Raw genomic sequence first — 13,871 nt, 5'->3', positions numbered from 1 at the left:
ATGGATTTAGTCCATAATAATAAGATGCAATGGCAGCATGGCAATGCTATTTGTTATTCTGGCTACCGTGAAGGGCAGAATCCTTGCTTAGGAATTTATCCGAGTTACCAGGAAATAAAAGAAGATCTGCTTATTTTAGCGGAGAACTGGAAATTTATCAGGTTGTACGATTGCGGTCAGCATGCACAAACAGTGCTACAGGTGATCCGTGATGATGGGTTGGATCTCAAGGTGATGCTAGGTGTTGATATGGCGGCAGAGATGAGCAACCCTCAGTGTCCTTGGGGAGCATGGTTCAGCGAAGAAAAGCTCAATGAAAACCGCCAGCATAATAGTGATGAAATAGATCGTTTAATCGCTTTGGTGGAAAAATACCCTGAGATTGTCTTTTCAGTTTCGGTAGGCAATGAAGCCAGCGTAGAATGGACGGATCATCTGGTGCCAGTAGAAAACCTGATCGGCTACGTACGCAAAATTAAAAGTGTGATTAAACATCCGGTTACTTTTTGTGAAAATTATGTTCCCTGGACAAATAAGCTGCAAGATTTAGCCGCTGAGTTAGATTTTCTTTCGGTGCATACCTACCCCGCATGGGAATTTAAAACCATGGATGACGCGCTTGAGTATACGAAACAGAATTATTACTCGGTCGCAGATCGTTATCCAGACAAGCCAGTCGTCATTACCGAGGCGGGCTGGACAACGGCTTCCAATGGACGGGGGATTGATAGCTGGAATGCTTCCGAGGAACTGCAGGCTGCTTATTACGAGCAATTAATTGAGTGGACCAGCACAGAAAAGATACTGACGTTCGTCTTCGAGGCGTTTGATGAACCTTGGAAAGGCGACTCGGATCCATTAGAGCCGGAAAAATTCTGGGGATTGTTTCATGTTGATCGTAGCCCTAAACTGGTTATGCAGGGACTCTACAAAGAACGTTTAGCAAAATGTAGCGTATAACCGACTAGCAACACAACAGCTAACCACGAAGCCGCTGTGCTACACAAAGAACACGAAGAAAAAAAGAAGGTTAGGTTTTTTTAGATTTACCCTTCCTTTTCCTTCGTGTGTTCGTGGTTGATAGCTTTTCCCCCTCGTTCCTTCCCTTCCATTGATAATACTCATATCACCTTACCTCGCTCACGGGTAAATGGCGCTAAATTATGCTGATTGGTGAGTGAGTTTACCCCACTTGTGCTCAATTCACTTTTCGATTAACAGATCTTAAGAATAAAGGATAATGATTAAAAACAGAAATCACTGCTTATCCCCGTTTAGATTAAACCATCATCAAAACAGAGCTATTTTACTCAAAAGGCGTATTTTTAAATACAAAACAGTTTTTTGGGGCAAAGAATTGAGTGCTGCTATTTTTATCGCATTGTACGACAGGTGTAAAAGTAAGAAAATCTAAATGTGAGTCAACAAAGTCATGGGAATGAGAGGAGAGCAGGGGGGAATTACAGCATCTTGCTCGTTCGATGATGGGTTAATAATGTGGTTGACTCATTGCTGAATTCAACCACATTTTAACTGCTTTTTACTTTACCATGTTAACGACTTACTGCGCTGGATATTCAAAACGAATATTATCAACTTTTAAGGTCATTACACCTAGAGGTTCAATGACCAGCACATTAGAAATTCCTTTAATATCGGCTTTGCTACCCGCTGAAAATCTATTTCCACTGGCAATTAAATCAGCAACTTTGATGCGAATTTCACCCCACGTGCCCACGGCGGGTTGCGTGACACTAATGTCACTTGCTTTCGGCCAGCCGCTGTCCATTTTGACAAGTAGTTCTGTACCCGCGTCTTTGCTGACAACATTCAGGTCAAATACTAATTCCCCCTTCTCAAGCCAATGACTTAGATCGGTTTTCGGCGCACGTAAATAAACATTTCCCGCTTTGCCGGTTTTAGTTATTTGCCATACTTTACCATGGCCCGGTTCATCAACTTCTTCCTGTGTTACAACTTTGATCGGATTGTAGCCATCAAAAGCCATACCCAGACTTAACGAATCTTTGTAAACGTCAAAGACAGGGCCCTTACCGAAGTTACCATCACCGATCAAAATCTCCGGCTCTGCTGTTCCTTCAACCAATTTGGCTTGATCGGAGATGCTTGCACAGCCTTTGCCTTTCCATCGATCTGCTGAGCAGCGGTAAACACGTACATAGTCAATGGCTAATGTTTGCGGGAAGACAGATGAATCAATTCCGCCATTATTGGCATTGGCTGCCCAATTACCACCGACGGCAAGATTCAGTAGCATATGAAATTTCTGATCAAAGGGTGCATTCTTACCTGCACTGACAAAAACGCCATCTTCCATATGTTGGCTGTACCAGCCATTTTCTCTTTGTGTCGCAAAATGAACATTATCGATATACCAGCGGATTTCACCTTCTTCCCATTCAATAGTATAAGTATGGAAATCATCAGCTGGATTTACATTACCGGGGAGATGTGTTGCTTGACCGGTAAATACATTATCAGGCCAAGGCTTACCGTAATGCAGACTGCCGAATATGCGCCCCTCAAGTTCACCATCGCTAGCGCCTGTTTCAGTAGAAGGGGTTTTTAGATTAACCGCTTCCATAATATCGACTTCACCGGAGGCTGCCCAGCCACCGTAAACAAAATCAGTGGGTAGCATCCATATTGCAGGCCAAGTGCCTTGGCCAAAAGGCAGTTTTGCACGCACTTCGAAGCGGCCATACTTCCAATTACCTTTTTTAACGGATCGTAATTTGCCCGAAGTGTAAGGCAAAGTTCGAGTACCAGGATTACCATCAACATTATCTGGACCGGTAAAGTTTCCTTTTTTAGCGACAAGATTTAACAGGCCATCTTGGACAAAAGCATTGCTGTCGCGCCGGGTATAACATTGCTGTTCATTATTGCCGCCACCCCAACAGTCTTCAATGCGTTCCCATTTATTTTTGTCAATTTCTGTGCCGTCAAATTCATCACTCCAAAGTAATTGCCATTTATTCGATGGCGTTATCGGATCGGCGTTCAGCACAAGTGCTTTTGGTGTAGAGGTTTTCTCAAGTGCATCATCTGCAGCGGAAACTTTGCTGTCTGAAGCACAGCCGGCAAGCGATATCGCCAGTGCGATAGCTGTTATTTTGGCTGTTGAGTATCGTACGGTACTTTTCATGTGTCCCTTCCTTATATATACATTAAAAATAGTAAGCGCTTTCTTAGTTAAGGGTTATTCTATCTGAGTTAAAATATAAGCGCTCATATAAGCGCTATTAACATCTAAATTTGAGAACAACTTCACAACTGTTTTTATGTAATGCTAAATTTATCGACAACCCGTTCTTTGAATTAATAAACTAACCTTTTAGTAACCTTTAATTTACAAAGTTTAGGTTTACCAGCAAAGACTGCGTAACAATTTTTATCAATAATAAATACGCTTGCATATTATTCCTGCAATCAAAAGTGTGATCCTCTCCTCATGAAAGCGCTTGCTTGTGTGATCCTGCTCGCTTTTTATGCAGGTTCAGTACTCTATACTCTCTGCGTGATGTGAATAACTGATTATTAGCGAAATATAGCTAATTTCGATGGCTCCTAATGCCGATGAGGATTTTTTAAAACGCAAAAGAAAGCGGTTACTTTTGTGTTTGGGGCAATTTTTCTAAAACTAGTTCTTGAAACGGAAATATAATAATTAAAGGATATCTGTAAATGAAAGTAATTAAAGGTTTTAAATTAGCAAACACAGTACTTGCAACGGCGTTGGCCTTAGCTCTTTCTGGTTGTGGTGATGATCCAATTACACAGCCTACAACACCAACAACACCAACAACACCAACAACACCAACTTTCCCTGCGGAAGTTAACGGTGTCATATTTGGTGATATCTTAGGCGCTGACTGGTCTACATATGATTGCTGTGGCGGCCTGACTCCAACTTCTGTTTTAGAATCGACAGAACGTAGTATGGTGATGGAGTTTGTTTCTGATATTCAAGATAATGCCTTGGGTTTTCAAACGACAACCGCATATGATGCTAGTGCCATCGCGGCAACGGGCACGTTAGAATTTGGTCTAAAAGTGGTTGCATTTCCAGAAAACGCAACAACTGATTGGGTAGTAAAAATTGAAAGTAACGGTGGTTCTGATGCAGAAGGGGCAACTGGTGAATTTGCCCAAATAATACTAGATATGCCACTTGTTGGTGTTTGGAAAGATTTTAGTTTTACATTAGCGGATCTTCAGGGGTTAGGGTTGGATCTGACTGCCATTGATAAAGTGATGGTTTTTCCAGCCTGGGGTAATGCAGCAGGTGCGGTTTACCGCATGGATAATGTACGTTTCGTAGATAGAGTGGTTGCAGATACAGAAGCGCCTGTAATGAGTTTGCTTGGTGACGCTACTGTTAACGTGTTTCATGGTACTGACTACGTAGATGAAGGGGTATCAATCTCAGATAATATTGACAATGGTTTAGTTGCTACCTTAGGTGGTGATGTAGTTGATTCTTCAGTAGATGGCACCTACGTTATAACTTATAACGTATCGGATGCAGCCGGAAATGCCGCAGTGGAACTAACAAGAACCGTTATTGTAAGTTCGACTGATACAGAAGCACCGGTAATCACCCTGACTGGTGGTAACACAATGGCACTTGTTGTCGGTGACGCTTACGTAGAGCCTGGATTTACAGCGACAGATAATGTCGATGGTGATGTCGCCTTAAGCGTTGTGATTGCTGGAGATACAGTTAACACAGCAGTTGCAGGTACATATGTGGTGACATATAACGTCGCTGATGCGGTGTCAAACAGTGCCATTGAAGTCACAAGAACGGTTGTGGTCTCTGATCCGAGTGTTTCTATTATCACTAATGGCGATTTTTCAACTGCATTAGCTGGTGAGTGGACCTTCGGGGAAGGAACAGGGACACCTACCATTATAAATGGCGAATTAGCTATTGTAGACATGGTGACTGGTGCTGCTGCGTATCAGGGACGATTAGTACAGTCTACTGATACAGTGCTTACTGAAGGTGCTACCTATAAAGTTACTTTTGATGCACGAGCCGCTGAAGCAAGAAATGTGGTAGTTCAAGTGGGGCAGTTACTAAGTGGAGCTCCTTGGTATAATTCATATATGCCTGATACAACAGTTGCTTTAACAACAACAATGGACACCCATGAAGTAGTGTTCACTTCCACTAACACATGGGGTACAACGGCAGATCTAATCTTTGGTCTAGGTGCTGGTGTGGATACGCTTGTTACTTTTGACAATATCTCAATTACACCAGTAACTGCAGCGATGATACCACCTACTATAACGTTAACGGGTGATAACCCAATGACGATTTATGTTGGTGATACTTATGTCGAACCAGGCTTTACGGCAACCGATAATCTTGATGGTGATGTTGCGGCAAATGTTATTGTTGGGGGAGATACAGTCGTTACAACAGCTGAAGGCACATTCCAAGTCACATACGATGTTACAGACCTTGATGGCAACCTAGCAACACAAGTAACGAGAACTATCAATGTGATGGCAACAATTGTTGACCCAGCAACCGCAGCGCCAACACCCACAGCTGCTGATTTAACAGGTGCCGTTGTATTATTCAGTGATGCGCAAGCCGCTGATGTTGTAGTCACAAATTGGTCTCAAGACTGGTGGGGTGGTGTTACCTTTTCCGAAATCGTTATTGCTGGTGATAATGTCAAAAGATATACACCGAATGCTCATGGCGATGCATCTGGGATTGAATTTCCGAATGTAGATCTATCAGGAAAAACAGTTCTGCATATGGATTGGTATGTTCAAGATATGACTTCAATCGCAGTACAGGTTATAGATGGAACCAATGGCGGTAACGTGAAAGAAGTTATTACTCCGGTAACAGGTCAGTGGGTGTCTATGGATCTTGATTTAACCAGCATGACTACCGGTCAGATGATTTATGGAGATGTTTTTCAAATTGGTATGACTTTTTACAATACAAATGCAGGAGGCATGACTGCAGCTTCAAGAATTTACGTTGATAACGTTTACTTCAAATAGAAGCTATATAGTACGATAATTACACCGGGTCTCTGGACCCGGTTTTTCAACAAAAGAGAAAGCGCTTTCTGTGTTTTTTGTGAAAATCGATAAGTACTCATAAGCTAGTTTTAAAACAGGCGTAAATAGTTAAAAGTATCAATCCAGAATTTGTAATCAACGAATCAAAATAGACAAGTTTACTGCTAGTCATAAATAGGAAAATCACAATGAAAAAAACAAGTTACAAAATATTTTTAGTCGCATTCATATCGATATTTATGTTTGCATGTGGTGATGAGCCTTTAACGAAAACAGATGATAGCGTTGACGATAGCGTTACACTTCAGCCGCAAGCTATCGTCACAGATGCGCCGCTATCTAAATCAGGCGAACAGATTCTAGGTAATCCTGATTACTTAGCTATCTCTTATGGCGCTTGGAGAACGACTACCCGCGAATCAGGTGCTAACGTGCCAACCGTTGCACAGCAAAAAGAAGATATGAAAATTCTAGCTGCTATGGGTATTAAGGTACTAAGAACCTACAACACGCAAGGCTTTATAAATCCAGCTGATGGTAAGAGTAATACTGAAAATTTACTTGAAGCTATCAAACAGCTAGAAGAGGAAGATAATTCTTTTGAAATGTATGTGATGCTAGGTGTTTGGATCGATGCGTTGAATTCTTGGACTGACCTTCCTATTGTCCATGATCAGGAAAATCCTGAAAATGCAGGTGAAATAGCTAAAGCGAAAGAATTGGCGCTTGCTTATCCTGAGATTGTTAAAGTGATTGCAGTCGGTAATGAAGCGATGGTGGATTGGGCTGAGTACCATGTTGTGCCTAAGATCATTCTTGATCACGTTAATGATTTACAAACGTGGAAAATGCAGGATCCTGCAACACAGAATATTTGGATCACCAGTTCAGATAATCATGCTGTCTGGGCCGGTAATGACGCAAATGCAAATATCGGTGAACAAGTTGATTTGAAAGCATTGATTAATGCTGTGGATTATATTTCATTACACACCTATGCACACCACGATACGTTATATGATCCCGCTTTTTCTGCTGAATGGAAAGTACCGGCTGCAGAACAAGAGTTAACGGTTAAAGAGCAAATTGATGCGGCTATGGTACGAGTTTATAAGCATACTATTTCGCAAATCACGGTTGCTCAAAACTTTATTAATAGTGTAGATGCGGCTAAGCCTATCCATCTTGGTGAGACTGGCTGGTCTACCGTTTCTACTGAAAATTTTGGTGCCGGTGGTACTCAGGTTGCTGATGAATATAAACAAAAAGCGTTTTATGATGCGATGCGCACATTTACCAATGAGTTTGGTGCTTCTTTATTCTTCTTTGAAGCGTTTGATGAACCATGGAAAGGCGATCCTAATAACGCATCACACTCAGAAAAGCATTTTGGCTTAATTGATATTGCCGGTAACGTGAAATATCTTGCATGGGATAAAGTTCAAACATTAAATGACTTAGGCTTAACGCGCGGTGACGTTTCAGTATTTGCTAAAAGTTTCGGGGGTGATTTAGAAACGTTAATGGCAACTGTGCTTCCACCCAAATATGCGCCTGTAATTGAAGCGCCTGTTACTGGTGAGTTTGCTGTCTTAAGCACCGCATTATACCAAGGCGCGACAGCTTACGGTTGGGATAATCCTGCCAATGCTTGGGCTGGTGTCGATGACGCAGGTGTATTAACTGTTGCAACCGATCCCGCTATTGCATCATCTTGGGGCTGGGGAGCAGGAGTGGGTATCGCAGATCAGACCAGCAATTTAAACAATTATACTAAGATGACCTTTGAAATTAAAGGTAATGCCGCATTTGGATTTTACCTTGGTTTTCAAACAACGGCGTCCGGCGGCACAAACCACTGGATCAGATTTAATACTGGTGACTACACGCTAACTGACACCTTTGTTAAATATACTGTTAATTTGAGTGATTTCTCTGCTTTTAGTAGTGCAAATTTGAGCGTTGTTAATTCACCCTTTACCATCGCTGATATTTACGATCAGTCGGGAGGTAGTGCTCCTACACTAAGTACGATTGAAGTGAGAAATATCTCTTGGTTAGAATAACAGTAGTGAGTTACTTTTATTAAATCTAAGCATCCAAATGGCCTTTGAATCAGTATGCAGCGATTCAAGGCCTTTTTTTTGTACATCCGCAGTTTCTGCATCAAATGAGTTTGAAATTCAAATGACAAAACAGTTCCTTATCTATCCACCTATCTATGACTTTCTATTGCAGTTTCAGGCCAAGTGTAGGCGGACGTACAGATCTCGCGAAGCCATGTAAGCGCTTTCATATTGGGTTGTGGTCACTTACTGCTTAAGTCTTAACCTATATAATCCATATATGAGCTAATAAACAAGCAGGTTAATCATCTGATTAAAATCTGTATGGATAAAAAAATGAACGTAATGCTGCTGTGTACATATATGTCCTGTTTGTTATGAAAATTTTTTGAGATATAAAAGAGAGGAAAATAAATGAAAGTGATTAAAGGTTATAAATTGGCAAATACCGTACTTGCAACGGCTTTGGCGTTAGCTTTATCTGGTTGTGGCGTTAGCTTTATCTGGTTGTGGAGGTAGCGATTCGGTTAACACCGCTCCGGTTAATACCGTTCCTGCTAATACCGATCTGGTTAACACTGATCCGGTTAATACTGACACAATATTTAAAGCAGACGAGTTTGTTTTAATCTCATCTTCAGGCGCCACAAGTGATATTGACTTTTCATCCGGTAACACTGTTGGCGAATGGGATACGGGGAGTCAAATTAGTGAAACTACTTATGATGGGCTGAATGCCTGGACAGTAACATCTGCTATAAAAACAGCTGAACAGGGAAACTGGGGAACCGTACTGGTATTTCAAGATGGTATCGTGGGTGATTTCAGTTTATTTAACACAATAAAACTTAAATTTGCGACTTCAGGAGGTTATAGTCAATATAAAGTTGCCATCTCTGCAAATGGCATGAGTAAAGAGGTGGTATTGCCAGTTAATGATGCAATATCTACCTGGCAAGAACAGTCCATTAATCTTGCTGATTTCGCATTAAATTTATCACAAATTGATTATATTGCGGTAATGGGTGTTGGCGGTACGCCTAGTGTTTCAAAAATATATATTACGGATTTACAGCTTGAGAAAGAGAGTGCAATTGCTATCGATACTGATACAGAAAGCGACTTTGTTTTTAAATCATCTGATGCCGAAGTCACCAGCAGTTTAGTGGTCGATGATGATAACAATAGTGCTGTTGGTAATGTTATTTTTGGTGAATGGGATACTGGAACGGCGCTTGCTTCTACAACTTATCATGATTTGGCAAGCTGGCAGCTATCAGCTGTTGCAGGTTGGGGCGCTGTACTTGCCCTACAGGGCGATATTTCGGATGGTTTAAATATAGATAATTATGATGTTGATTTTTCTAACTATACCAATATCAAATTTAAAATAGCTTCCGAGGGAGATTTTGAACGATATTCCTTAGCTCTTGCGTCTAAAACCGGCACTTACGAAGTAACTCAAGAAGTTGGATTTACACTGTTAGATCAGGCCGAGTGGAATACAATCGATATTAATTTAGATCGCTATGGAGTGGATCTTTCTAAGGTTAGTCAAATAGCGTTGTTTGGTGTTTATAAAGATGGCACGCCTGCCTCACAGAAAATTTATATTACCGACTTTGTGGCTTATGATAGTGGTGTTATAAACACGGTTGTTAAAGACAGCTCTGATGACAAATTTGTATTTATCAGCTCATCTGATGAACAAGTCGACATCATTGTTGACGATAATAATTTTGTTCATGATGGTAATATTACTATTAATGATTGGTCGACGGGAACTAGCTTTGCTGCTGATGTCGTCTATGACGGTTTGAGCGCGATGGAACTAACCAAAGGCGCTGGATGGGGAGCCGTGCTTGCTATGATGGGCGACATTTACGGTGGCGTATTAACATACGATCTTGACTTGACTAAGTACAACACGGTTAATTTTAAAATAGCCGCGGCGGGTAACTTTACAGGTTATGAAATAGACTTCGTTACAGCGGCTGGTGCGGAGCTTAAGCTGCCACTTACGGTTAACTCAAATTGGACCGATGTATCTTTTAATCTGGCTGATTTACCTTTAAATCTAACGAAAATTAGTCAGATTGCTATTTATGGCATTGGCGGAGCCGCAGGTGATAATATTTATATCACTGATTTCAATATTACAAAATAGGTGTCCGCAGCTTTAATAAGCCATAGGTAGCTTGAGCTTTATATCGACCTTATTATAAAAAAGTATGTTACAGCAATAAATTAAAGCCGAGCGAATTGTCTATTGATAGTCGCTCGGTTTTTAATCTATATACTTGTTTCTAGCTGGCTAAGCTGTTGTCAAATAATGAAGATTACTAATATGATTTTTAAATCCACTAGTGCGATTTAAGGCCGTTTTTATTGCTTATTAGCCTTGCTCGTTTCCCCCTATTTTTGAAGTGGTTTGCGGCGAAAGCGGGTTAGTCTCTCAGCAGGGACGATCTATAAGCAAACGCCCAATGGCCTGGGTCCAGTTGTAGGGCAAAGCTAATTTGCTTATCAATCAGCAAGATCGAGAATGCAAACTAGCCGTTATATTTTTATCATTCTATTATTTTAGGGAATTGTTAGTGACAAATTATTTCAATTTAACAAGCTTGCGACGCTTGGCCATACTTTATTTAACAGCGACTTTAATAGCTTGTGCCAGCACATCAAAAACTCCACCCGAAGGGGGCTTGCCACTTCCCCAATTAACGGAAGTGATAAGTGTGCCATATGCGAGGGAAAGAGCCGGCAAAATTGATGGTGTCACTGTTTGGCAGCTGCCGAATGCACCTGGTGGCGAACGGCCTGACCAATGCTGGTTAGCGGTTGGCTCTGATGCTGAAGGCGATATTTATATATCGGGCCATGATCATATAAGCAATTCCATGCTATATCGTATGCATCAAAGTGATAACACCCTACGCTGGGTGGGTGATGCGCGCACTGCATCACAAACTGCAAATAACTGGCAGGTCGGTGAGTCGGCGGAGAAATTTCATACTCGCCCGATTGCCCATAATGGCCGTGTCTATGTGGCCACACTTGATAAATCGGGTATGAATACAAGCTATCTTTCTACACGCGGATTTCATTGGTACGGCTATGACAAAGTTGATAATGAGTTACTTGATTTAAGTGCCAGTGAACAAAATGGTGTTGGCGCAGCGCATCTGCAGATTGTGACTATTCAAAAAGATACTAAAAATAATCTGCTCTACGGCATGTCAGTGCCCGAAAACAAACTGCTCAAATATGATGTTGAGCAGGGTATAACTACCGTCTTGGGTCGACCTCCAGCATGGAATGGCTATTTCTACAGCAATCGTTTTATGTGGGTTGATTCACGAGGTCGAGTGTACATCACCGGGGGATCTTCGCGCCGTCAATGGAATCAAGATGAGCCAGAAAGAGTTTTTAATCATGTCTGGTATTACGATCCGCTGTCCGGATTTGGTGAATTGCCGGCGTTTGCACTGCAAGGTGCGAATGCAATAGAAGTGGGCCAATGGGACCGTACACATAAAAAACTTTATAGCAGTGATGATCAGGGCAATATCTACCTGTTTACTGATGCCACCGCCAGTTGGACTTTTTTAGGCCGTCCTGATTTTAGCCGCTCAGCCAAAACTTGGATATTTCAGTTATCAGCAGATGAGAAGAAAATTTATATTGGTCGGAGTGATATGGGTGCCAGCCGCAATGCTATTTATGAGTATGATATTGCCAGCGGTGACTCATTCGAACTCGCCAATATGGAAGAGCTTGATAAACGTGCTTCATCGGAAGATTTTATTACCGGTTATGACTCATGGGATAGCAACGGCAGTTTTTATATTGCCGCTTTTTCCATGAATGATAATGAAAATGTACGCATGGTCGCTATTAACCCCGTGCGCATTAAAGTAGCAAAGGGAATTTTGCCTGAATTGGTTGAGGTTAATGCGCAAGCACAAGCTGATAATATAATTGTCACCCGCAGTGGCGTGGCGGCACAGCCATTGACACTGTTATATGAAGTGCGAGCATACAATAAAGACAAACACTGGGTTGATAGCAGTTACGGGGAGTTAACTTTTGCTACTCATCAAAAACAAATTGTCGTTAACAGTGAAAGCATTAAACGACCTAATACCCACGGGTTAGTCACTGCTACTTTGTCGCTCATTGGCGATGGAAATGTTTATGTTATAGGTGATAATCGACAACTGCTATTAGCTAAATTGTAAGTTCAATTTAGCTGCTCTGCGGGGACGCAGCTCAAAAAAGTATTACGTTGTAGCATTTGAACAGTTAATCGCTCAAAAGGCTTTCATACAGAGTCTTATTCTGCCCTCCGTACTGGGGCCTGATAAAAAATTGGGTATCAATGTGGGGGGCATTATTTACAGGATGCTACCCAAGCGATTGGTTGATGCTGGTCGCTTGGGTATTTATATATCGGTTGGTTAATGGGTACTTATCTTACGTCTAAATAAGCAGATAATAGACAAACCTAACAGCAGGCTACCACCAAGGCTACCACCGCTGCTGCTAACCTGATTATCTACGACATCATCAACGACATCATCAACTGTGTCGTCAACGACATTGTCAACGATACCACTCTCATTACAGTAGGTTGCGCTATTCGCATTTGTTGCAGTACAGTGTGCAACATAGTCAACTTCCATGGTGGCTGTGGTAAGGCTGGAATTGATTGTTCCGCCAAGGTTTCCACCCATAGCAACATTAAGCAGCACAAACATCGGTTCTTGATATTGGCTACAGCTGCTGACATCTTGTGAGACAACTAGCGTTTCATCTATGTAAAAATCGATCTTATCTTTTGTCCACTCCATGGCATAGTTATGCCAATTTTGCACATCAGCAGCACCGTTTGGGTAGCTATAACGACGTTCACCAGCACAACTTTCGGTGTTAAAAAAGTTGGTGATATAAGTGTCTGGTTCGTTAGAAAACCATTCCCATATATCAATTTCACCTGCACCCGCATTTGGCCAATGGCTGAAATCATTATCATTTTTATAGGGTTGCTCTTGGATTCTATTTTCTAACATCCAGAATGCTGGCCAAGTTCCTCCTGCTAACTCTTGAAAACGAATTCTTGATTCGATGCGGCCATACAGAAATTCACTTTTATCCTTGCCGTTTAAACGGCCAGAAGTCCACGTTTTTTGAGCCCCACCTAAGCCGGGACAGCTGATATTTTGCTTACGGGCAATTATTTTCAGTGTGCCGTTGGATACATCATAATTTTTCTCTGCGGAGCTGTCATCATCGGTATAACACTGCACTTCGTTGTTATAATTCGCTTGTGTTTGCGCCGTCCAGTTATCCCAGTTAACACCCGTACCGTCAAATTTATCAATCCATTGCACTTCCCAACCCGCCATAGCCGGAGCTGTCAGGCAGAGCAACGATGCCCCTGCTAGGATGGTTCGATATTTGCCTAGTTTGTGGAGTATAGGCTGTGATTCTTTGGACTTTGATTTCATTGTAACCTCTTTAATTCAGCTCTCTGCTTATTGTGATTGGTCGTTTGGCGTGCTCACAAGTCGAAAATGTAAGCGCTTTCTCGTGACTTACATTATGGGACTACAAGAGAAAGGACAAGATGTTTTGTATGGAAGTTATAATTTGGTCACAGAAAGGTTTTAATTCCCAACTCACTTTAGATGCCTGTTTCTCATCTGCCAGGAGTTGGGGGGGGGG

At 41.7% G+C, this 13,871-nt stretch carries 7 protein-coding genes; 5 read left to right on the top strand and 2 right to left on the bottom strand.

Annotated features, from left to right (window positions below; all coding sequences use genetic code 11):
* Window positions 1–960, top strand: coding sequence for a glycoside hydrolase family 17 protein (locus KSO91_RS07480; protein WP_238742338.1), 960 nt, complete (start codon window positions 1–3; stop codon window positions 958–960).
* A 601-nt stretch (window positions 961–1,561) separates the two neighbouring features.
* Here the strand turns inward: KSO91_RS07480 and KSO91_RS07475 are convergent.
* A complete protein-coding gene (locus KSO91_RS07475; protein WP_238742337.1) occupies window positions 1,562–3,169 on the bottom strand; it encodes a glycoside hydrolase family 16 protein in 1,608 nt (535 codons plus the stop codon).
* A gap of 539 nt (window positions 3,170–3,708) precedes the next feature.
* Between KSO91_RS07475 and KSO91_RS07470 the strand changes: the two genes are divergently transcribed.
* The 4 genes from KSO91_RS07470 (at window position 3,709) to KSO91_RS07455 (ending at window position 12,385) form a co-directional block, all read left to right on the top strand.
* The gene (locus KSO91_RS07470; protein ID WP_238742336.1) at window positions 3,709–6,057 is read left to right on the top strand and encodes an immunoglobulin-like domain-containing protein; all 2,349 of its coding nucleotides are present in this window, start codon (window positions 3,709–3,711) and stop codon (window positions 6,055–6,057) included.
* 209 nt (window positions 6,058–6,266) lie between these two features.
* Window positions 6,267–8,144: a glycoside hydrolase family 17 protein gene (locus KSO91_RS07465; protein WP_238742335.1), complete on the top strand. Its 1,878-nt coding sequence runs from the start codon at window positions 6,267–6,269 to the stop codon at window positions 8,142–8,144.
* Between the two features lie 487 nt (window positions 8,145–8,631).
* Window positions 8,632–10,311: a hypothetical protein gene (locus KSO91_RS07460; protein ID WP_238742334.1), complete on the top strand. Its 1,680-nt coding sequence runs from the start codon at window positions 8,632–8,634 to the stop codon at window positions 10,309–10,311.
* A gap of 430 nt (window positions 10,312–10,741) precedes the next feature.
* On the top strand, window positions 10,742–12,385 hold the full coding sequence (locus KSO91_RS07455; protein WP_238742333.1) for a hypothetical protein: 1,644 nt from the start codon (window positions 10,742–10,744) through the stop codon (window positions 12,383–12,385).
* 219 nt (window positions 12,386–12,604) lie between these two features.
* Here the strand turns inward: KSO91_RS07455 and KSO91_RS07450 are convergent, their stop codons facing one another.
* Window positions 12,605–13,654: a glycoside hydrolase family 16 protein gene (locus KSO91_RS07450; RefSeq protein ID WP_238742332.1), complete on the bottom strand. Its 1,050-nt coding sequence runs from the start codon at window positions 13,652–13,654 to the stop codon at window positions 12,605–12,607.
* Window positions 13,655–13,871: the final 217 nt, after the last annotated feature.

Origin of the sequence: Psychromonas antarctica, from assembly GCF_022267535.1 — a bacterium.
Lineage (GTDB): Bacteria > Pseudomonadota > Gammaproteobacteria > Enterobacterales > Psychromonadaceae > Psychromonas > Psychromonas antarctica.
This window is presented reverse-complemented; position numbering and strand designations above follow the sequence as displayed.